Below are 21,291 nucleotides of genomic sequence, written 5' to 3'. Positions count from 1 at the left end.
ATGAACTTCGAAATCCAAAAACGCGCTCTCTCCACCGTGATTCGTGACGATCTGGATGCCTTGGTGGTCTTGTGGCCCAGCCATGACGCCGAGTTGATGGTCGGCAAAGATCCCATCGCAGCCTTGGTCAAGTCCGCCGTCCAGCACGGTGACTTTGAGCACAAAGCGGGTTCTACACTGACTTTGTATGCGCAAGTGGGCGTGAAAACCAGGCATCTCGTGATCGTTTCAGTGGCTGATGTCAGCCCGGCCCAAGTTCGCACGGCTGTGAATGCGGCTTGGTCGGTATTGAAGTCCGTCAAAGTCAAGCGCATGGGTGTTCACGCCGCATTTGACCTGACGGCCAAAACCCTGCAAGTGGCGGCAACCACATTGGCCGATGCTAGTTACAGCTACACGAGCACCTTGAGTCAGCCCAAACCTCGGTCACTCAAATGGCTTGTTTTCAGTACCCCACAGGTCCATGCTGAGCATCGTGCGGCAGTGGCCCATGCGCAGGCCTTGGTGTCCGGCATTGAATTGGCCAAAGAGTGGGCCAATCGACCAGCCAACCACGCCACGCCATCGATGCTGGCCGATGCTGCCAAGGCCATCGCCAAAGGTGCGTCCTTCAAATGCGAGGTGTTGGGGCCCAAAGAGGTGACCAAGCTGGGTATGGGGGCTTTCTTGGCCGTGGCTCGGGGGTCTGTGGAGCCTTTGCGTTTCATCGTCATGCGCTACAACGGGGCTGCTTCGTCGCAAGCGCCTGTGGTGCTGGTGGGCAAGGGCATCACCTTCGATACGGGTGGCATCTCTATGAAGCCTGCGCCTGAGATGGATGAAATGAAGTTTGACATGTGCGGGGCCGCCAGCGTTTTGGGTGTGTTCAAAGCCTTGAGTGAACTCAAGCCAAACATCAATGTGGTGGGTTTGATCCCCGCCACCGAAAACATGCCCGATGGCTCCGCTGTCAAACCGGGCGATGTGGTGACCAGCATGAGTGGCCAGACGATCGAAATTTTGAATACCGATGCCGAAGGGCGATTGGTCTTGTGCGATGCCTTGACCTACGCAGAGCGCTTCAAGCCTCGTGCTGTGATTGACATTGCCACATTGACAGGCGCTTGCGTGATTGCCTTGGGTGGGGTTCGTTCAGGACTTTTCACCAGTGACAACGCCCTCGCTGAAATGATGCATTTAGCGGGTGAGTCATCGGGCGACACTTGCTGGCGCATGCCTTTGGACGATGACTACGCGGAAGGTTTGAAGTCGCGTTTTGCCGATGTGGCCAACGTGGCAGGTCGGCAAGCCGGGGCGGTGACTGCAGCCAAGTTTTTGCAGCGCTTTGCATCCCAATACCCGTGGGCACACTTGGACATCGCCGGGACCGCGTGGCGCAGCGGCGCGGCCAAAGGGGCTACGGGTAGGCCAGTCTCCTTGCTCTTGAGTTACTTGTTGATCCAGGCGGAACAAAAAACGCTCAAGTTGCCATCCAGCCATCGCAAGTGATGGGTTTTATGACCCAGATTGAGTTTCACTTCAACACCACGGAACGCTTGCAGTACACCTGCAGGCTCTTAAGGAAAGCCCATGCCCGACAGCTCCGCGTGGGCGTGGTGGGGTCAGAAGCCAGCCTTCGACAACTTGATGCGGCACTGTGGTCGTTCTCTGAGTCTGATTTTTTACCGCACAGCTGCGCTGCCGACGGCCTGGAAGTACAAGTCGCATCGCCTATTCGCTTGCACATGGACCCTGTCCAGCTCAGCGGTATGGATGTGTTGGTGAACCTTGGCGACGAGGTGCCCCAAGGTTTTGAATCTTTTGGACGCCTCATTGAGATCGTGGCCACCGATGACCATGGGCGCATGACCGCGCGCCAGCGCTGGCGGCACTACACCGCCCAAGGTTATGCCTTAAAACAACACGACTTGTCCAAGGCCGTGGCCACATGACCGACTTGAATCCGTCAGTCCCCAGTGACTCATGTCCACCGAGCATGCCTTCAGGGAGCATCCCTGTTCTGACAACGGTCATGTCGGAGGTGGCGGTTTCTCAAGCCTTGCGTGATGCGTTGGATGCGCGTGCACAGAGAAAGGCGGATTGGATGTCCTTGGAGTCGCATTTGCTCCATGCTTTGCGCCCCGAAATGGAGCGTTTGACCACTGAACTGGTGCGAGCCAGCCTTCTAGAGGCTTGGCGTAAACACGCAAATGGGTTGGATTGACCGACGCGTACTAGACGGATACCCGCTTTTTCTGGGATTTTGGTTTTCCCTAACTGCAAAATGCCTTGTTTTGCAGTATCTTTACAGCTTGCTTGATTGAAGCAATTTATTTTTCGGAGTTTCCATGAAATTTTCTGGTACGCGTACTTTGACTTTGGTGTCTGTGGCTGTTGCTGCAGTGGTTTTGGCAGCTTGCGGCAAGAAAGAAGCCGCTTCTGATGCCCAAGTGATCAAAATCGGTCACGTTGGTCCTGTCAGTGGTGCCATCGCCCACCTGGGTAAAGACAACGAAAACGGTGCCCGCATGGCCATTGAAGAACTCAATGCTGCCGGCCTGAAGTTCGGCGACAAAGCCATCAAATTTGAGTTGTTGGCCGAAGATGACGCTGCCGATCCTAAGCAAGGTACTGCAGCTGCACAAAAGCTCGTCGACGCCAAAGTGAACGGCGTGATCGGTCACCTGAACTCCGGCACCACCATCCCCGCTTCACAGCTGTACAACACGGCTGGCATTCCCCAGATCTCTCCATCGGCCACCAACCCCAAGTACACACGTCAGGGTTACGCTGGTGCATTCCGCGTTGTGGCTGACGATGTGCACTTGGGTGGCACTTTGGGCAAGTACGCCGTGGAAACCCTCAAGGGCAAGAACATCGCCGTGATCGATGACCGCACCGCTTACGGCCAAGGCGTGGCTGAAGAGTTCAAAAAGGGCGCAACTGCGGCTGGTGGCACCATCGTGGGTCACGAGTTCACCACAGACAAGGCATCTGACTTCAACGCCATCTTGACCACTTTGAAGGCCAAAAAGCCTGACGTCGTGTTCTTCGGCGGTATGGACGCTGTTGCTGGCCCCATGTTGCGTCAAATGAAATCCTTGGGCATCCAAGCCAAGTTCATGGGCGGTGACGGCATCTGCACTGCCGAGTTGGCCAAGTTGGCTGGCGACGCTATGAAAGACGAAGGCGTGGTTTGCGCTGAAGCCGGTGGCGTGGAAGGCGAGCAGAAAGTTGGCATGGACAAGTTCCGCACCGACTTCAAGGCCAAATACAACGCTGACGTCCAAGTCTATGCCCCTTACGTTTATGACGCTGTCAAAGTCATGGCCACAGCCATGGTGACTGCTGGCTCTGCTGACCCAGCCAAGTACCTGCCTGTGTTGAAAGCCATCAACTACAAGGGCGTGACAGGCAATATCGCTTTTGACGAAAAAGGCGACATCAAGAACGGCGCTTTGACGCTGTACACCTACAAAGGTGGCGAGCGTTCACAGATCGCTGTGGTCCGCTGATCTGACGGCCCTCGTTGGACGGGGGCTGATTTTCGAAGGGTGTTTTGAACAGCCTTCGAGATGAACAGACGAAAAAAAGCCTGCACATGTGCAGGCTTTTTTTGGTTTTGGCGGAGCAGGCGGGATTCGAACCCGCGGTGGGCTATTAACCCACACACGCTTTCCAGGCGTGCGACTTAAACCACTCATCCACCGCTCCGAAGGCGTGAATTGTAGCAGGGGAAAAACACCTAATTGGCCCCTCTGTTGAATTCTTGTCACACGGTTGATGTAGGCTGGTCGAGGAGGTTTCTTGACGATTTCTTTTCCTCACAGCGCCAGCACGTCTTTTTGTCCTTAAACTTCGCCTCTCAACGAATTCCTTTGTCCCTTTATTGGCGCACAGCCCGACAAGCCCATGAAATTTCGCTTCCCCATCGTCATCATTGACGAAGATTACCGCTCCGAAAATACTTCGGGTCTGGGCATTCGCGCTTTGGCAGACGCCATCGTCAGCGAGGGACTGGAGGTCTTGGGCGTAACGAGCTATGGTGACCTGTCGCAGTTCGCCCAGCAGCAAAGCCGGGCGAGTGCGTTCATTTTGTCGATCGACGACGAAGAGTTCACGCCTGGTCCCGATCTGGATCCGGCCGTGATCAATTTGCGCGCCTTCATTGACGAAGTGCGCCGCAAAAACGCCGATGTGCCGATTTACATTTATGGCGAAACCAAAACATCGCGCCATTTGCCCAACGACATCCTGCGCGAGTTGCACGGATTCATCCACATGTTTGAGGACACGCCCGAGTTTGTGGCGCGTCACATCATTCGCGAGGCCAAGAGCTACTTGGAGGGTGTGCAGCCACCGTTTTTCAAGGCCTTGCTCGATTACGCAGAAGACGGTTCGTATTCGTGGCACTGCCCCGGTCACTCGGGTGGCGTGGCATTTTTGAAGAGCCCCGTGGGCCAGATGTACCACCAGTTTTACGGTGAGAACATGTTGCGCGCCGACGTGTGCAACGCGGTGGAAGAGTTGGGCCAGCTGCTGGACCACAACGGCGCCATTGGCGAGAGCGAGCGCAATGCCGCCCGCATTTTCAATGCCGACCATTGTTTCTTTGTGACCAACGGCACCAGCACCTCCAACAAGATCGTTTGGCACCACACTGTGGCCCCGGGCGATGTGGTGGTGGTGGACCGCAACTGTCACAAGTCCATCTTGCACGCGATCATCATGACCGGCGCGGTGCCTGTTTTCATGAAGCCCACGCGCAACCATTTCGGCATCATCGGCCCGATCCCCAAAAGCGAGTTCGAGCCTGCGGCCATCATGGCCAAGATCAAGGCCAATCCCTTGCTCAAAGGCGTAGACCCTAAAAAGGTCAAGCCGCGCGTAATGACACTCACCCAGTCGACCTACGACGGCGTGCTCTACAACACCGAAACCATCAAGGAGATGCTCGACGGTTATGTGGAGAACCTGCATTTCGACGAGGCTTGGTTGCCGCATGCCGCGTTTCACCCGTTTTATGGTCCTTACCATGCGATGGGCAAAAAACGCGCTCGGCCTAAAGAGTCGATGGTGTACGCCACTCAGTCCATCCACAAATTGCTGGCCGGTATCAGTCAGGCCAGCCATGTGCTGGTGCAAGACGCTCAAAGCGTCAAACTCGACAGGCCACTCTTCAACGAGGCCTATTTGATGCACACCTCGACCTCGCCGCAGTACAGCATCATTGCCAGCTGCGACGTGGCGGCTGCCATGATGGAGCCGCCCGGTGGCACCGCCCTGGTGGAAGAGAGCATTGCAGAGGCGCTGGACTTCCGCCGCGCCATGCGCAAGATCGATGCCGAGTACGGCAAAGACTGGTGGTTCAAGGTTTGGGGGCCCGAGAAGTTTGCCGAAGAAGGCATTGGCCGCGCGGATGACTGGATCTTGCGCAACGACCCTCGCAAGAAAGCCAGCAAGTGGCATGGTTTTGGTCAGCAATTGGCCGATGGCTTCAACATGCTGGACCCGATCAAGTCGACCATCGTCACGCCGGGTTTGGACCTGGATGGCAAGTTCGACAAGACGGGCATTCCTGCATCGATTGTCAGCAAGTTCTTGACCGAGCACGGTGTGGTGGTCGAGAAGACAGGCTTGTACAGTTTCTTCATCATGTTCACCATCGGCATCACCAAGGGCCGCTGGAACAGTTTGCTCACGGCCTTGCAGCAGTTCAAGGACGAATACGCCAAGAACCAGCCGATGTGGAAAATCATGCCGGAGTTCTGCCAGAAGCACCCGCGCTACGAGCGCATGGGCCTGCGCGATCTGTGCCAGCATGTGCACGAGATGTACGCCAAGTACGACATTGCCATTTTGACGACAGACATGTATTTGTCGGACTTGGCGCCAGCCATGCGTCCTTCAGACGCTTACGCCCACATTGCCCAACGCAAAACCGAACGTGTGGAGATCGACCACTTGGAAGGTCGCATCACGGTGGGTTTGGTCACGCCATACCCACCCGGCATTCCGCTGTTGATTCCAGGCGAAGTTTTCAACAAAAAGATCGTGGATTACCTCAAGTTCGCACGCGAGTTCAACGAGAAGTGCCCGGGCTTTGAAACAGACATCCATGGCTTGGTGGAGATCGTGGACGAGGAAGGCAAGAAGCGGTATTTTGCGGATTGCGTGAAGGCTTAACGCTTCTTGTGTGTAGCGTTCTGTTTGAGAAGCAGGTGAGGCAGGGCCCTGTGCAGGGGCTCAGAGGCGCTTCGCTTTGCCACATCGCCCCCGCACAGGGCCCTGCCTCACCTGCGTGGGAGAATAAAAAAAGCGGCTTTTGCCGTTTTTTTAAATTCCGAAACTCTTGAGATCAAGCCGCAGCCGCTGGTTCCGCAATACCGCCTACCACTTGGCTGAAGCCGCCGTCCACATAAGTGATCTCGGCGGTCACACCCGCAGCCAAGTCGCTGAGCAAGAAGGCCGCCACATTGCCCACGTCCTCAATGGTCACGTTGCGGCGAATGGGCGAGGCTTCAGCCACCACCGACAAAATTTTGCCGAAACCTTTGATGCCGCTGGCCGCCAAAGTTTTGATGGGGCCAGCCGAGATACCGTTGGCACGCAGGCCACGGTTTTGGCTGCCCAGTGATTCGGCCAAGTAACGCACCGACGCTTCCAAGCTGGCTTTGGCCAGGCCCATGGTGTTGTAGTTGGGGACAGTGCGGATCGCGCCCAGGTAAGTCAGGGTCAAAACTGCCGACTTGTCATTCAGGTAGGGCAAGGCCCCCTTGGCCATGGCAGGGAAGCTGTAAGCGCTGATGTCGTGGGCGATTTTGAAGCCTTCACGCGATAAGCCATCCAAAAAGTCGCCTGCAATCGCTTCGCGCGGTGCGTAGCCGATGGCATGCACAAAGCCATCGAACTTGGGCCAAGTAGCCGACAAGTCGGTGAACAGTTTTTCAATCTGCTCGTCGCTGCCCACATCACAATCAAAAATCAGCTTGGAGTCAAAATCGGCAGCAAACTCGGTGATGCGGTCCTTGAAGCGTTCACCCACGTAGCTGAAAGCCAGCTCGGCGCCTTGTGCGTGACAAGCCTTGGCAATGCCGTAAGCAATTGATCGGTTGGACAGCACGCCTGTGATCAGCAGCTTTTTCCCCGACAGAAATCCTGTTTTTGTTGTCATGTCCTCAACTCCTCAAAAATGTGTGCAGAATTGTCGCATGCGAAGACCCATGGCCCGAATCTGGACACTCTGCTTGCTGGCCTTTGGGTTTTGCATCACGGGTCATGCGTGGGCTGCACATGCCTATGCGCAGTTTGGCGACATCCGATACCCCTCAGGTTTTGCCCATTTCGCGTATGTCAACCCTGTTGCGCCCAAAGGCGGCGAGATCGTTTTGGTGCCGCCCACCCGGCAGACCAACTTCGACAAGTACAACCCTTTTACGCTCAAAGGCAGTGCGCCGCCGGCCATGCTGAACATGTTGTTCGACACCTTGCTGGTGAGCAATATGGACGAGCCAACCACGGCCTATGGTTTGCTGGCATCCGACATTCAGGTGGCCGCCGACCGCATGTCGGTGGTTTTTCAGATTCACCCGCAAGCCCGTTTTCACAATGGTGACCCGGTTCTGGCCGCTGATGTGCGCCATGCCTTTGAACGTCTGACCAGCAAACAGGCCGCGCCCCAATACCGCACTTATTTTGGCGAGGTCAAAAGCGCGACGGTATTGGCCGAGCGCAGCATCCGTTTTGATTTTGTGCGGCCCAACAGTGAACTGCCCTTGATTGTGGGGGCGATGCCCGTGTTCAGTCGCAAGTGGGGTTTGCAAGGCAACTCGCACAAAGCTTTCGACCAAATGGTCATGGAGATCCCGATCGCATCCGGCCCCTACCGCATTGGCCGCGTTCAGTTTGGCAAAGACATCACCTATGAGCGCGACCCGGCTTATTGGGCCCAAGACCTGAATGTGCGCAAGGGCCAGTTCAACTTTGACCGCATCACCTACAAAATTTACAAAGACAGCACGGCCCAGCTCGAAGCCTTCAAGGCGGGCGAGTTCGATTACATGCAGTCCTTTGTAGCCCGTGAATGGGCGCGTGCTTTCACCGGCAGGGCGTTTGAGCGCGGGACATTGATCAAAGCCGAGCTGCCCCATGGCAATGCCGGTGACTTTCAGGGCTTTCAGTTCAATCTGAGGCGCGAACAGTTCAAAGATGTGCGGGTGCGCCAAGCGATTGCCTTGGCCATGGATTTTGAATGGCTGAACCGACAGCTTTTCTACAACGCCTACAGCCGGGTACGCGGTTTTTTTGTGGCCAGCGATTTCGAGGCCAAAGGCTTGCCAGGCCCTGACGAGTTGGCCCTGTTGGAGCCCTTGCGCGGGCAACTGTCTGCCGCCGTGTTTGACCAAGCCGTGCCCCAGCCGCCACAAACTGCGCTCGACCCCGCATCGGGCCATACCCTGCGCGACCATTTGCGCCAAGCTCGGGACTTGCTGCAAGCCGCTGGATGGAACTACCGCGATGGCGCGTTGCGAAATGCCAAGGGGCAGCCCTTGACCATCGAGTTTCTGGACAGTTCGGGCTCCATGGGGCGGGTAGTCACGCCCTTTGCCAAGAACCTTGAAAAACTCGGTATTCAGGTTCGCTACAAAGTGATTGACTTTGCACTTTTGCAAAAGCGCATGGACGTGTTTGACTTTGACATCGTGAGCAACCGCACCGTGGGCAGCGAGGCACCGGGCACGGAATTGCTCGAACGCTTTGGCTCCAAGTCGGCCGACGTGGAGGGTTCGGGCAATATTTTGGGCCTCAAAGACCCCGCAGTCGACGCATTGCTTGACAAAGCGGTGAGCGCCACCACCCGACCCGAACTGGTCACCCGCCTGCGGGCACTCGACCGGGTGCTGCGTCATGGCCACTATGTGGTGCCGCATTGGTACGGTGCGGTTCACCGTGTGTCTTGGCGTGCGGCTGCGTTTGAGCGCCCTGCCGATCTGCCCCGTTTTTACCAACCTGAAAAACTGGTGACTTCGGTGTGGTGGTCACCAGCTGCGGCACGCCCCCAAGCTTCAGATCCAGCCGCCCCGAAAGCCCCCTGAACCATGTTGGCCTACATCTTCAAACGCTTGCTGCTGATGATTCCGACCCTGTTCGGGGTTTTGTTGATGACCTTTGTGGTCATCCAGTTTGTGCCCGGTGGCCCGGTCGAACAAATGGTGGCGCAGTTGCAGGGGCGAGACACAGGCGGGGAGGGCGCTGCTGCTGCGGGCAGTGGCTACCGAGGCCGTCAGGGCGTTGATGCCGCCCGCATTGCCGAAATCAAAACTTTGTATGGCTTTGACAAGCCGCCCACCGAGCGCTTTTGGATGATGCTCCAGCAGTTTGCGCAGTTTGATTTGGGCAAGAGCTTTTTCTACCCTAAAGACGTCTGGAGCTTGATCAAAGAGAAGCTGCCGGTGTCCATCAGTCTGGGCCTGTGGACGTTTTTCCTGAGTTATCTGATATCGGTGCCCCTGGGCATCGCCAAGGCTGTGCGGGCTGGCACGCGCTTTGACACGCTCACCAGTTTGCTGGTGCTGGTGGGTTACGCGATTCCGGGCTTTGTGTTGGGCGTTGCACTGCTGGTGATCTTTGGCGGGCAACTGCAGTGGTTTCCGCTTCGGGGCCTGACCTCATCCAACTGGGAACAGCTCAGTTGGGGGGCCAAAGTGGTCGACTATTTGTGGCACATCGCCTTGCCGGTCACGGCCAGTGTGCTGGGTTCTTTTGCGGTCATCACCATGCTGACCAAAAACGCTTTCCTGGAGGAAATCCGCAAGCAATATGTGCTCACCGCCCGCGCCAAAGGCTTGAGTGAAAACCGCGTGCTGTACCGCCACGTCATGCGCAATGCCTTGATTCCCTTGGTCACTGGTTTCCCCGCGGCCTTCATCGGTGCTTTTTTCACGGGCTCTTTGCTCATCGAAACCCTGTTCTCACTCGATGGCTTGGGTTTGCTCAGCTATGAAGCCGTCATTCGGCGGGACTACCCTGTGGTGCTGGGTACTTTGTATCTGTTCACGCTGATCGGTTTGGTCACCAAATTGATCAGCGACCTTTGCTATCTGTGGGTAGACCCCCGCGTGAAGTTTGACGCATGAGTTCACATCCATTGGCCTCACCCAACATGCCTCAAGTTTCTAAAACGTCTTCGCCGATTGCTCCAGCGCAGCTCTCACCCTCTGCGCGGGCATGGCAGCGCTTTCGCCGCAATCGCTTGGGCTTTGGGAGCCTGATCGTTTTCATCACACTTTTTTTGCTGAGTCTGGGCGCAGAATTTTTGTCCAATGACAAGCCCTTGCTGGTGCGTTTTGATGGGCAGTGGTATTTCCCCGTTGTGCAAAACTTGCCAGAGAAAGTGTTTGGCGGTGACTTTGAAACACCTGCCGACTACCTTGACCCTTTCATCCAGCAACAACTGCACAAAAGTGGCAACTGGGCTTTGCATGCGCCCAACCCTTATCACCACAGCACGCTCGATTACTTTGCGCCTTTGCCCAACCCCGCACCCCCCACAAGCCGCAACTGGCTGGGCACCGATGACCGAGGGCGCGATGTCTTGGCGCGTTTGATTTATGGTTTTCGTGTGTCTGTCTTGTTTGCGATGGCCCTCACGCTCTTTGGTGTGCTGCTGGGTGTCCTGACCGGGGCGGTACAAGGGTTTTTCGTGGGCAAGACCGATTTGGTGTTTCAGCGCTTCATTGAAATTTGGAGTGCCATGCCTGAGCTGTATTTGCTCATCATTTTTTCAGCGGTGTTTGAACCCAGTGTGGGACTGTTGTTGGTGTTGCTCAGTTTGTTTGGCTGGATGGGTTTGTCAGACTATGTGCGGGCTGAATTTTTGCGCAACCGCCAGCTTGATTACGTCAAGTCGGCCCGTGCGCTGGGTTTGGGGCACTGGCAAATCATTTGGCGGCATGTCTTGCCTAACAGCATGACCCCGGTCGTTACTTTTTTGCCGTTCCGAATGAGTGGCGCCATTTTGGCGCTGACTTCGCTCGATTTTTTGGGTCTGGGCGTTCCGCCCGGGACGCCTTCTTTGGGTGAGTTGTTGGCGCAAGGCAAAAACAACATCGACGCTTGGTGGATTTCCTTGTCCACTTTCGGCGTTCTGGTTGTGACTTTGCTGCTCCTGACCTTCATGGGGGATGCTCTGCGTGATGCGCTGGATCCTCGAAAGGCCCAAGCATGAACACCCCACCCACGCTGTTGGAATTGAAAGACCTGCGCATTGCTTTCGGTGGTCAAGTTGTCGTGCACGGTCTCAATCTGTGCATCCAAGCGGGTGAACGGGTGGCCTTGGTGGGCGAGTCTGGCTCTGGTAAATCTGTCACCGCTTTGTCGGTGTTGCGTTTGCTCGAATCCGCTCAGTTGACTGGGCAGGTGCTTTGGCATGGAGGGGATTTGCTTTTACGCTCATCCGACGAGATGCAAAGCATCCGTGGCGACGAGATCGCAATGATCTTTCAAGAGCCGATGACGGCGCTCAACCCGCTGATGACGGTGGGGCAGCAAATCTCAGAAGTCTTGCAGCTCAAAAAGTTGTTGCCTCGCCGTGAAGCCGACGCCCGTGCCGTGCAATGGCTGGCCGATACCGGCATCGACGATCCAGATCGGCGTTTCTCGGCTTATCCCCATCAATTGTCTGGCGGACAGCGCCAACGCGCCATGATGGCCATGGCCTTGGCCTCTGAACCCCAATTGTTGCTGGCAGATGAACCGACCACAGCCTTGGATGCCAGTTTGCGATTGCAGATGCTTGAGCTGCTGGCCGAGCTGCAACAAAAAACCGGCATGGCTGTCCTCTTGATTACCCACGATTTGTCTTTGGTGCGTCATTTTGCAGACCGTGTGGCGGTCATGGAAAAGGGTCGATTGGTTGAGCAGGGCACCTTGTCAGAGGTTTTCTCAAATCCGCAGCATCCCTACACCCAAAAGTTGCTGGACAGCCGTCCCAGCCGGGAGGGGTTGGCAGATGCCCGTCTTGATGTGCCTCTGGCCTTACCTTTGCTGGAGGCCCAAAACCTTCAGGTTCGGTATCCCATGGACAAAGCCGGATTTCGGAACTGGTTTCGAAAAAGTCATTTCACCGCCTTGCAAGGCGCCAACTTCAGCATCACACCGGGCACGACCTTGGGCGTGATGGGTGAGTCGGGCTCCGGCAAATCCAGTTTGGCGCAAGCGGTTCTGGGTTTGATTCCCTTTGCGGGGCAGTTGTCGTTTGGAGGGCAAACTTGGCACAATGCACCAGCCCAAGACAAGGCTTTGCGCCAAAGGGTGCAAGTGGTGTTCCAGGACCCTTATGGCAGTTTATCGCCTCGCATGACGGTCGGGGAAATCGTGTCGGAAGGCTTGCGCTGGCATGCCCCCCACAAGTCCGAGCCACAAATTCAGGCGGCGGTGTTGAGCACATTGGCCGAGGTGGGTTTGTCGGTGGATGAATTTCCTGATTTGCTGAACCGTTACCCTCATGCCTTTTCCGGTGGTCAAAGACAGCGCATTGCTTTAGCGCGTGCCTTGGTGATTGAACCCAATTTAATTGTTTTGGATGAGCCGACCAGTGCTTTGGACGTCACTGTTCAAAAGCAAATTCTCCAATTGCTGCAGAATTTGCAATCTCAACGCCGGGTGGCCTACTTGCTGATCACCCATGACATCGATGTGTTGCGGGCCATGGCGCACCAGGTGCTGGTGTTGAAGGCCGGGCAGGTGGTGGAGGCTGGAGATGCCCTTCAGGTCTTGAACGATCCTGCCCACGAGTACACCCGCAGTTTGCTCGAAGCCTTTGTCTGATGGGCTCCGCTGACCCACTCAGCTTGCACTGTGTTTTCCTTCAAAATCACGCACTTAGCACGTTTTTGAGCTAGAATATCGGCTTCACGACCAAACGGGCGGGTTTTCACCGCCCGTTTTTTTTGGGTCTTTCTTTTTTAACGTTGAAATTTCGAAGCTCTGTGGCATTGCAGCAAATTGTTCAAGAAACCGTGACCGGCCTGGGCTATGACCTGGTCGAAATTGACCGCACAGCGGGCGGTTTGTTGCGCATCACCATCGATTTTCCCTGGCAACCAGGCACAGAGCTGTTCATCAATGTGGAAGACTGCGAGAAAGTCAATCGGCAACTTCAGTTTGCCCTTGAGGTCGATGGCGTCACGTACAACCGGCTGGAGGTTTCTTCTCCCGGCATTGATCGTCCATTGCGCCATGAAAAAGATTTTGAACGCTTTGCTGGTGAATTGATCGACATCACCCTCAAAGCGCCCATGGGTGAAAACGCTGTCGGTTTGGTCAGTGCCAGCCGCAAAAAGTTCCGGGGCACTCTGGAGCGAACGGTCAACAACGACGGCTGGCAAATCGTCTGGAGCGATGAGCCCGTAGGTAAACCCGGTCAAAGAATCAGCAAAAAACGGATCCCAGCGCCTTTGAACGCGTTGGGTTTCACATTGGACGAATTGCGCGAGGCCCGATTGGCCCCCGTGGTGGATTTCAAAGGGCGCAAGCCAAAGGTTGAAGCCTGACCGGGTGTCGGGTTTTGAGCATTTTTATCGGGTCTGAATCATGGACCCAGTGGAACAGGAGAGTCATTCATGAATCGCGAAATGTTGATGTTGGTTGAAGCCATCTCACGTGAAAAGAACGTTGAGCGCGACGTGGTGTTTGGTGCTGTTGAGGCCGCACTGGCCCAAGCCACCAAAAAATTGTATTCGGGCGAGGTGGACATCCGCGTCTCTGTCGACCGTGACCATGGCAATTACGAAACCTTCCGCCGCTGGCATGTGGTTCCCGATGAGGCCGGTCTGCAGTTGCCCGAACAAGAAATTTTGTTGTTCGAAGCCAAAGAGCAAATTCCGGACATCGAAGTCGACGAGTACATCGAAGAACCGATCGAATCCTTGCCAATTGGCCGTATTGGTGCCATGGCAGCCAAACAGGTCATTTTGCAGAAAATCCGTGACGCTGAGCGCGAAATGCTGCTGAACGACTTCATGTCGCGTGGCGAAAAGATTTTTGTCGGTACTGTTAAGCGCATGGACAAGGGCGACATCATTTGTGAGTCTGGCCGCATCGAAGGCCGCTTGCGTCGCAGCGAAATGATCCCCAAGGAAAATCTGCGCAGTGGTGACCGTGTTCGCGCCATGATCATGGAAGTGGACTTGACCTTGCGTGGTGCCCCGATCTTGTTGTCGCGTTCGGCTCCCGAGTTCATGATTGAGCTTTTCCGCCAGGAAGTGCCCGAGATCGAGCAAGGCCTGCTCGAAATCAAAACCTGCGCCCGCGACCCAGGCTCACGCGCCAAGATCGCTGTGCTCTCGCACGACAAGCGCGTTGATCCTATTGGGACTTGCGTCGGTGTGCGCGGCACCCGAGTGAATGCCGTGACCAATGAATTGGCTGGCGAGCGCGTCGACATCGTGTTGTGGAGCGAGGACCCTGCCCAGTTCGTGATCGGCGCCTTGGCTCCGGCCAATGTCCAGTCCATCGTGGTGGACGAAGAAAAGCACGCCATGGACGTGGTGGTCGACGAAGAAAACCTGGCCATTGCGATTGGCCGCGGTGGCCAAAACGTGCGTTTGGCTTCTGACCTCACGGGTTGGAAGATCAACATCATGGACGCAGCCGAATCTGCCCAAAAGCAAGCGGAAGAAACCACGGGTATCCGCCAGTTGTTCATGGAAAAACTGGACGTCGACCAAGAAATTGCAGACATCCTGATCGGCGAAGGTTTCACGAGCCTGGAAGAAGTGGCCTATGTGCCGATCCAGGAAATGCTGGAGATCGAAAGCTTCGACGAAGACACCATCAACGAGCTGCGCACGCGCGCCAAAGACGCGTTGCTGACCCTCGAAATTGCACGCGAAGAGAGCGTTGAAGACGTGTCGCAAGACCTCCGTGACCTGCCAGGCCTGACGCCTGAGCTGATTTCCAAGCTGGTTGAAGCGGGCATCCACACCCGTGACGATTTGGCTGACTTGGCCACCGACGAACTGACTGACATCACTGCTCAGACTGCTGAAGAGGCGACCGCCCTGATCATGAAAGCCCGCGAACATTGGTTCGCAGGCCAGGCCTGAAGCTATGGAGGCTTGAACACAATATGTCCAGTACCACTGTTGCCGAGTTCGCAAATGAACTCAAAAAATCTGCCGACGTTTTGCTCGATCAATTGCGATCAGCTGGCGTCGTCAAAAGCTCCGTCAGCGATACGCTGAACGACGCTGACAAGCAAAAATTGCTCAGTTACCTGCAAGCCAGTCACGGCACTGTGACCGCAGATCGCAAAAAAATCACCCTGGTCAAAAAGTCAACCAGTGAGATCAAGCAGGCCGATGCTTCAGGCAAGGCCCGCACCATCCAAGTGGAAGTGCGCAAGAAACGCACCTTGATCAAACGCGATGATGAGCCTGTGCAAGAAGCACCAGCTGAGGAACCACAAGAGCCCGTGATCGATCACGCTGACTTGGCCCGACGTGAAGAAGAAGCCCGTCGACAAGCCGAGCTGATTCGCCGTCAAGAAGAAGAGTTGGCTGAGAAACGTCGTCTGCGCGAAGAGCAAGAGGCCAAGCAGCGCAGTGAGTTGCAGGCCCAAGAAGCGCAAGCTCGCGCCGAGGTTCAATCGCTCGCCGACGCTGCTGCGTTGGCGGCTGGTCAAGCTGTGCCTGCCAAGCCGACATTGAGCCGCGATGAGCGCCAGGAATTGGCCCGTGCAGAAGCCGCCAGCATCAATGCAGCTGCACAGGTGAAGCCTGCATCTGCTTCGCCAACGATTTCCGCTGAAAATGTGGCTGCGGCCAAGGCCGTCGAAGCTGCCGAAGCGGCTGTGGCCAAAGCCAAGTCCGATCAAGAAGCCCGTGAAGCCGTGGCTTTGAAGGCCGCTGCCGATTCGAAGGCCAAAGCCGACGAAGACACCGCCCGTGCCGCTGATTTGGATTCACGCCGACGCAAGGCATTGGCTGAAGCCGAAGCCATCCGATCCATGATGAATGCCCCTAAAAAGGTGTTGGTCGCCAAGAAAGAAGAGCCGAAGGTCGAGGCCAAAGCTGCGGTCAAAGGTACTTTGCACAAGCCTGCAGGTACGCCTGCGCCGGGTGCACGCGCTGCCGCCGCTCAAACAGCCGCTCCTACTGCGCCTGGTGGAAACAAAGAAGTCAAATCCGCCAAGCTGTCTTCCAGCTGGGCAGGAGATCCGGCCAAGAAGAAAGCCATTCCAACCCGTGGCGATACCAGTGGTGGTGTGGGTCGTAACAACTGGCGCACCGGTCCCCGTGGTCGACGAGGCAATGAACGCGACCGCGACGAAGGTCACAGCCAGCAAGCGCCCGTGGAAGTGCGCGTTTTGGAAGTGCACGTTCCCGAAACCATCACCGTGGCCGAGTTGGCCCACAAAATGGCCATCAAGGCTTCTGAGGTCATCAAGCACTTGATGAAACTCGGCCAAATGGCCACCATGAACCAGCCTTTGGACCAAGACACCGCCATGATCGTGGTGGAAGAAATGGGTCACAAAGCGGTGATCGCGGCTTTGGACGATCCAGAAGCGTTCACTGATGACGAAGTGTTGGATCAACATGCTGAAGCCCTGCCACGCGCACCTGTGGTGACTGTCATGGGTCACGTTGACCACGGTAAAACTTCGCTGCTCGACTACATCCGCCGCGCCAAAGTGGCCTCGGGTGAAGCCGGTGGCATCACGCAGCACATTGGCGCTTATCACGTTGAAACGCCTCGCGGCATGATTTCATTCTTGGATACGCCCGGTCACGAGGCCTTCACGGCCATGCGTGCCCGTGGTGCACAAGCCACTGACATCGTCATCTTGGTGGTGGCTGGTGACGACGGCGTCATGCCCCAAACCAAAGAAGCCATCAAGCACGCCAAAGCAGCAGGTGTGCCGATCGTGGTCGCCATCAACAAGATGGATAAGCCCGATGCCAACATCGAGCGTGTACGCAGTGAATTGATTGCCGAAGAAGTCGTGCCTGAAGAATTCGGTGGCGATGCACCCTTTGTGTCCGTGTCCGCCAAAACAGGTATGGGCATCGACGACCTTCTGGAGCAAGTGCTACTGCAGGCCGAAGTGCTGGAACTCAAAGCCCCGGTGCAAGCCGCTGCCAAGGGTCTGGTCATCGAGGCCCGTTTGGACAAGGGCCGCGGTCCTGTGGCCACCATCTTGGTGCAGTCTGGCACTTTGAATACGGGCGACGTTGTGTTGGCTGGTCAAACATTCGGCCGCGTGCGCGCCATGCTGGACGAAAACGGCGCCGCCATAAAGTCGGCAGGGCCATCGATCCCGGTGGAAATTCAAGGCTTGACAGAAGTGCCGCAAGCGGGTGATGAATTCATGGTCATGGGCGACGAACGCCGTGCCCGCGAAATCGCGACTTATCGTGCTGGCAAGTTCCGCAACACCAAACTGGCCAAGCAGCAAGCCGCCAAGCTCGAAAACATGTTCACCGACATGTCGGCGGGCGAAGTCAAGATGCTGCCGATCATCATCAAGGCCGACGTGCAGGGCTCGCAAGAAGCTTTGGGCGCGTCCTTGCTCAAGCTGTCCAACGAAGAAGTCAAAGTCCAGTTGGTTTACTCCGGCGTGGGCGGTATCAGCGAGTCGGACATCAACTTGGCGATCGCCTCCAAGGCCATCGTGATCGGCTTCAACGTGCGTGCCGATGCCGGTGCGCGCAAATTGGCCGAAGGCAATGGCGTTGATCTTCATTACTACAACATCATTTATGACGCTGTGGATGAGCTCAAGGCAGCGATGTCGGGCATGTTGGCACCCGAGCAACGCGAAGAAATCATGGGTATGGCCGAAATTCGGACCGTGTTCGTGGCTTCCAAGATTGGTACCGTTGCAGGTTGTATGGTCACTTCGGGTCAAGTCACCCGTAGCGCCAAATTCCGTTTGCTGCGCGACAACGTGGTCATCTACACCGGTGAACTCGACTCGCTCAAACGCCTCAAGGACGACGTGCGCGAAGTCAAAGAAGGCTTCGAGTGCGGTATCAAGCTCAAGAACTACAACGACATCAAAGAAGGCGATTACCTCGAATTCTTCGACGTCAAGGAAATTGCGAGAACGCTGTAAATGGCGCGTAAAAAGCAGTCCTCTGTGCCCAACCGCGGTTTCCGCGTGGCCGACCAGATCCAGCGTGATCTGGCCGAGTTGATTGCGCGCGAATTGAAAGATCCGCGGGTGGGAATGGTCACGATCAATGCCATCGAGGTCACGCCCGACTACGCGCACGCCAAGGTCTATTTCAGTGTTTTGACGGGCAACCCCGAAGAGGCGACAGAAGGCCTGAATGCCGCTGCAGGTTTCCTGCGCAATGGTTTGTTCAAGCGTTTGCACATCCACACCGTGCCGACACTGCATTTTTTGTTCGACCGCACCACTGAGCGTGCGTCAGACATGAACGCACTGATCGCCAAGGCCGTGTCTTCTCGCGCCCAGGAGGACTGAGCATGAACGCGCCACGCACCAGGGTGCAGCGGCGCCCTGTGCACGGGGTGCTTTTGCTCGACAAACCGCTGGGTCTCTCCAGCAACCAAGCTTTGCAAAAAGCCAAATGGTTGCTGCGGGCTGAAAAAGCAGGCCACACCGGCACTTTGGATCCCTTGGCAACAGGGGTTTTGCCTTTGTGTTTTGGCGCTGCCACCAAGTTCAGCCAGCAGCATCTGGATGCCGACAAGACCTACGAAACCACGGTTCGTTTGGGTTTGAAAACCAGCACCGGAGATGCCGAAGGCGATGTGATCTCTGTCCGAGAAGTGTCATGTTCGGCTGGTATGGTGGTGGAGGTTTTAGATCGTTTCATGGGACCAATTAGCCAAGTGCCGCCGATGCACAGTGCCTTGAAAAAGGACGGCAAGGCCTTGTACGAATATGCCCGTGAGGGCGAAACCGTTGAGCGCGAAGCGCGCAACGTGGTGATCCATGATCTGGATTTGCTCGACATGCAACTGCAAGGCGAGTCGCCTTATTTGCGTTTGCGTGTGCGGTGCAGCAAAGGCACTTACATCCGCACCCTGGGCGAGGACATTGCCGAAGCTTTGGGTTGTGGTGGCCACCTCATCGCCTTGCGCCGTGTGGTGACAGGCCCTTTTGCAGAAGCCGAATGTGTGTCATTGGCGCAACTCGAGGCCATGGATGAAGTTCAGCGCTTGGCTGCGTTGCAGCCGGTCGATGTTTTGCTGCCGGGTTACACCGAGGTGCAGCTGGACAAAGACAGTGCAGATCGTTTTTTGAATGGGGTGCGCAGACGCGGCCCTTGGGGTCATTGTGATCAAGTCGCCGTGTATGGAGAACATCCTCGTGCCTTGCTGGGAACAGCAGTTGTGCATGGCGGCGAATTGATTCCGGGTCGATTGTTGAGCCCGATGGAAATTCAACAGATTTTAGAAACATCACCTGCCACCGAGCCGTTGCTGGCCGAGCAGGTTTAAAGGAAGAGAAAGCATGACCAAGCAAATTCGCAACATCGCCATCATCGCCCACGTTGACCACGGTAAAACCACCATGGTGGACCAGCTGCTGCGTCAGTCCGGTACGTTTGCCGAACACGAGAAAATCGTGGACACCGTGATGGACAACAACGCCATCGAACGCGAGCGTGGCATCACCATTTTGGCCAAGAACTGCGCCGTGAGCTGGGAAGGCACCCACATCAACATCGTTGACACCCCCGGTCACGCGGACTTCGGTGGTGAAGTGGAACGCGCTTTGTCCATGGTCGACGGTGTGGTCTTGCTGATTGACGCACAAGAAGGCCCCATGCCTCAGACCCGTTTCGTCACCAAAAAGGCTTTGGCCTTGGGCCTCAAGCCCATCGTCGTGGTCAACAAGGTCGACAAGCCCGGTGCCAACCCTGACAAAGTGGTCAACGCCGCTTTTGACTTGTTCGACAAACTCGGCGCGAACGACGAGCAGTTGGACTTCCCCGTGGTTTACGCCTCCGGTATCAACGGCTGGACCTCGATGGATGAGGGCGCACCCGGTGAGCAGTGGGGCCCCGACATGTCGGCCCTGTTCAACACCGTGCTCAAGCACGTCAAGCCCAACTCGGGCGACCCTGCAGCGCCGTTGCAGCTGCAAATTTCTGCGCTCGATTTTTCGACCTTTGTGGGCCGCATCGGCGTGGGCCGCATCAGCCAAGGCACCGTCAAACCCAACATGGACGTGGTCGTGATGGAAGGCCCGGACGGCTCGACCATCAAAGGCCGTGTCAACCAGGTGTTGACTTTCCAAGGTCTCGACCGTGTGCAAGTGACCGAAGCCGGTCCTGGCGACATCGTGCTGATCAACGGCATTGCCGACCTGAACATTGGCGTGACGGTGACCGACCCCGTCAACCCTATGCCTTTGCCCATGCTCAAGGTGGACGAGCCCACGCTGACCATGAACTTCTGCGTGAACACCTCGCCTTTGGCCGGTCGTGAAGGCAAGTACGTCACCAGCCGCCAGATCTGGGACCGCCTGCAAAAAGAACTGCAACACAACGTGGCCCTGCGGGTGAAAGAGACCGACGAAGACGGTATTTTTGAAGTGGCCGGTCGCGGCGAACTGCACTTGACCATCTTGCTTGAAAACATGCGCCGTGAAGGCTACGAGCTGGCCGTTTCTAAGCCACGTGTGCTTTACCGCGACGTCAATGGCGAGCGCCATGAACCCATCGAGTTGGTCACTGCCGACATCGAAGAAAACCACCAGGGCGGCGTCATGCAGGCACTGGGCGAGCGCAAGGGCGAGTTGGTCAACATGGAACCCGATGGCCGTGGTCGTGTCCGTTTGGAATACCGCATCCCAGCCCGTGGCCTGATCGGTTTCACCAACGAATTCCTGAACTTGACCCGTGGTTCCGGCCTGATCTCCAACATCTTTGACGGCTACGAGCCCCACAAAGGCGAAATCGGCGGCCGTAAAAACGGCGTGCTGATTTCCATGGACGACGGTGAAATCTTCACCTACGCACTGGGCAAGTTGGACGACCGTGGCCGCATGTTCGTCAAGGCCAACGATCCGGTGTACGAAGGCATGATTGTGGGCATCCACAGCCGTGACAACGACCTGGTGGTCAACGCCACACGCACCAAGCAGTTGACCAACTTCCGCGTGTCCGGCAAGGAAGACGCGATCAAGATCACGCCCCCAATCGACCTGACCCTGGAATACGGCGTCGAATTCATCGAGGACGACGAGCTGGTCGAAATCACCCCCAAGAGCGTGCGTCTGCGCAAGCGTTATTTGAAAGAAAGCGACCGCAAGCGCAACAAGTGATC

At 56.3% G+C, this 21,291-nt stretch carries 16 protein-coding genes and 1 tRNA gene; 15 read left to right on the top strand and 2 right to left on the bottom strand.

What is annotated here, in order from left to right:
• The 4 genes from SWE17_RS01580 (at position 1) to SWE17_RS01565 (ending at position 3,494) form a co-directional block, all read left to right on the top strand.
• Positions 1–1,488 carry a leucyl aminopeptidase gene (locus SWE17_RS01580; RefSeq protein WP_322991377.1) on the top strand — a complete coding sequence of 496 codons (1,488 nt, stop codon included), beginning with the start codon at positions 1–3 and terminating at the stop codon, positions 1,486–1,488.
• Entirely contained in the window at positions 1,488–1,931 is a 444-nt protein-coding gene (locus SWE17_RS01575; protein ID WP_322991376.1) for a DNA polymerase III subunit chi, read from the top strand. Before SWE17_RS01580 ends, SWE17_RS01575 begins: the two co-directional genes overlap by 1 nt.
• A gap of 44 nt (positions 1,932–1,975) precedes the next feature.
• On the top strand, positions 1,976–2,203 hold the full coding sequence (locus SWE17_RS01570; protein ID WP_322991375.1) for a hypothetical protein: 228 nt from the start codon (positions 1,976–1,978) through the stop codon (positions 2,201–2,203).
• A gap of 124 nt (positions 2,204–2,327) precedes the next feature.
• Positions 2,328–3,494: a branched-chain amino acid ABC transporter substrate-binding protein gene (locus tag SWE17_RS01565; RefSeq protein ID WP_322991374.1), complete on the top strand. Its 1,167-nt coding sequence runs from the start codon at positions 2,328–2,330 to the stop codon at positions 3,492–3,494.
• A gap of 108 nt (positions 3,495–3,602) precedes the next feature.
• On the opposite strand, the gene SWE17_RS01560 is transcribed toward SWE17_RS01565, so the two are convergent.
• Positions 3,603–3,693: transfer RNA gene (locus tag SWE17_RS01560), tRNA-Ser, on the bottom strand.
• Between the two features lie 198 nt (positions 3,694–3,891).
• On the opposite strand from SWE17_RS01560, the gene SWE17_RS01555 reads away from it, so the two are divergent.
• Positions 3,892–6,165, top strand: a complete 2,274-nt coding sequence (locus tag SWE17_RS01555; RefSeq protein WP_322991373.1) for an arginine/lysine/ornithine decarboxylase — start codon at positions 3,892–3,894, stop codon at positions 6,163–6,165.
• A 172-nt stretch (positions 6,166–6,337) separates the two neighbouring features.
• On the opposite strand, the gene fabI is transcribed toward SWE17_RS01555, so the two are convergent.
• Entirely contained in the window at positions 6,338–7,153 is an 816-nt protein-coding gene (gene fabI, locus SWE17_RS01550) for an enoyl-ACP reductase FabI (RefSeq protein ID WP_322991372.1), read from the bottom strand.
• Positions 7,154–7,202: 49 nt separating this feature from the next.
• Between fabI and SWE17_RS01545 the strand changes: the two genes are divergently transcribed.
• The 10 genes from SWE17_RS01545 (at position 7,203) to typA (ending at position 21,289) form a co-directional block, all read left to right on the top strand.
• Positions 7,203–9,074: an extracellular solute-binding protein gene (locus SWE17_RS01545; RefSeq protein ID WP_322991371.1), complete on the top strand. Its 1,872-nt coding sequence runs from the start codon at positions 7,203–7,205 to the stop codon at positions 9,072–9,074.
• A 3-nt stretch (positions 9,075–9,077) separates the two neighbouring features.
• Positions 9,078–10,115 carry a microcin C ABC transporter permease YejB gene (locus SWE17_RS01540; RefSeq protein ID WP_322991370.1) on the top strand — a complete coding sequence of 346 codons (1,038 nt, stop codon included), beginning with the start codon at positions 9,078–9,080 and terminating at the stop codon, positions 10,113–10,115.
• Positions 10,112–11,206 (top strand): ABC transporter permease, encoded by a 1,095-nt coding sequence (locus SWE17_RS01535; RefSeq protein ID WP_416234946.1) that lies wholly within the window; start codon positions 10,112–10,114, stop codon positions 11,204–11,206. Before SWE17_RS01540 ends, SWE17_RS01535 begins: the two co-directional genes overlap by 4 nt.
• Entirely contained in the window at positions 11,203–12,807 is a 1,605-nt protein-coding gene (locus SWE17_RS01530) for a dipeptide ABC transporter ATP-binding protein (RefSeq protein WP_322991369.1), read from the top strand. Before SWE17_RS01535 ends, SWE17_RS01530 begins: the two co-directional genes overlap by 4 nt.
• 161 nt (positions 12,808–12,968) lie before the next feature.
• On the top strand, positions 12,969–13,532 hold the full coding sequence (rimP, locus tag SWE17_RS01525) for a ribosome maturation factor RimP (RefSeq protein ID WP_322991368.1): 564 nt from the start codon (positions 12,969–12,971) through the stop codon (positions 13,530–13,532).
• 69 nt (positions 13,533–13,601) lie between these two features.
• Complete coding sequence (nusA, locus tag SWE17_RS01520) at positions 13,602–15,086, top strand: transcription termination factor NusA (RefSeq protein ID WP_100119782.1); 1,485 nt, start codon at positions 13,602–13,604, stop codon at positions 15,084–15,086.
• Positions 15,087–15,109: 23 nt separating this feature from the next.
• Positions 15,110–18,100, top strand: a complete 2,991-nt coding sequence (infB, locus tag SWE17_RS01515) for a translation initiation factor IF-2 (RefSeq protein ID WP_322991367.1) — start codon at positions 15,110–15,112, stop codon at positions 18,098–18,100.
• Positions 18,101–18,475 carry a 30S ribosome-binding factor RbfA gene (rbfA, locus tag SWE17_RS01510; RefSeq protein WP_108286996.1) on the top strand — a complete coding sequence of 125 codons (375 nt, stop codon included), beginning with the start codon at positions 18,101–18,103 and terminating at the stop codon, positions 18,473–18,475. It abuts the gene before it with no gap.
• A 2-nt stretch (positions 18,476–18,477) separates the two neighbouring features.
• Positions 18,478–19,458, top strand: coding sequence for a tRNA pseudouridine(55) synthase TruB (truB, locus tag SWE17_RS01505; protein ID WP_322991366.1), 981 nt, complete (start codon positions 18,478–18,480; stop codon positions 19,456–19,458).
• A 13-nt stretch (positions 19,459–19,471) separates the two neighbouring features.
• Positions 19,472–21,289, top strand: coding sequence for a translational GTPase TypA (gene typA / locus SWE17_RS01500; RefSeq protein WP_322991365.1), 1,818 nt, complete (start codon positions 19,472–19,474; stop codon positions 21,287–21,289).
• The last annotated feature ends 2 nt before the right edge of the window (positions 21,290–21,291 follow it).

Origin of the sequence: Limnohabitans sp., assembly GCF_034680285.1 — a bacterium.
GTDB lineage: Bacteria > Pseudomonadota > Gammaproteobacteria > Burkholderiales > Burkholderiaceae_C > Limnohabitans_A.
Note: the sequence above shows the minus strand (reverse complement) of the source record. Positions and strands in the feature narration are given on the sequence as shown.

Coding starts and splice junctions, on each gene's coding strand:
- SWE17_RS01555 (WP_322991373.1), top strand. CDS start 3,892: ATGAAATTTCGCTTCCCCATCGTCATCATTGACGAAGATTACCGCTCC.
- rbfA (WP_108286996.1), top strand. CDS start 18,101: ATGGCGCGTAAAAAGCAGTCCTCTGTGCCCAACCGCGGTTTCCGCGTG.
- SWE17_RS01575 (WP_322991376.1), top strand. CDS start 1,488: ATGGGTTTTATGACCCAGATTGAGTTTCACTTCAACACCACGGAACGC.
- infB (WP_322991367.1), top strand. CDS start 15,110: ATGTCCAGTACCACTGTTGCCGAGTTCGCAAATGAACTCAAAAAATCT.
- fabI (WP_322991372.1), bottom strand. CDS start 7,153: ATGACAACAAAAACAGGATTTCTGTCGGGGAAAAAGCTGCTGATCACA.
- nusA (WP_100119782.1), top strand. CDS start 13,602: ATGAATCGCGAAATGTTGATGTTGGTTGAAGCCATCTCACGTGAAAAG.
- SWE17_RS01570 (WP_322991375.1), top strand. CDS start 1,976: ATGCCTTCAGGGAGCATCCCTGTTCTGACAACGGTCATGTCGGAGGTG.
- SWE17_RS01580 (WP_322991377.1), top strand. CDS start 1: ATGAACTTCGAAATCCAAAAACGCGCTCTCTCCACCGTGATTCGTGAC.
- truB (WP_322991366.1), top strand. CDS start 18,478: ATGAACGCGCCACGCACCAGGGTGCAGCGGCGCCCTGTGCACGGGGTG.
- typA (WP_322991365.1), top strand. CDS start 19,472: ATGACCAAGCAAATTCGCAACATCGCCATCATCGCCCACGTTGACCAC.
- SWE17_RS01545 (WP_322991371.1), top strand. CDS start 7,203: ATGGCCCGAATCTGGACACTCTGCTTGCTGGCCTTTGGGTTTTGCATC.
- SWE17_RS01535 (WP_416234946.1), top strand. CDS start 10,112: ATGAGTTCACATCCATTGGCCTCACCCAACATGCCTCAAGTTTCTAAA.
- SWE17_RS01565 (WP_322991374.1), top strand. CDS start 2,328: ATGAAATTTTCTGGTACGCGTACTTTGACTTTGGTGTCTGTGGCTGTT.
- SWE17_RS01530 (WP_322991369.1), top strand. CDS start 11,203: ATGAACACCCCACCCACGCTGTTGGAATTGAAAGACCTGCGCATTGCT.
- SWE17_RS01540 (WP_322991370.1), top strand. CDS start 9,078: ATGTTGGCCTACATCTTCAAACGCTTGCTGCTGATGATTCCGACCCTG.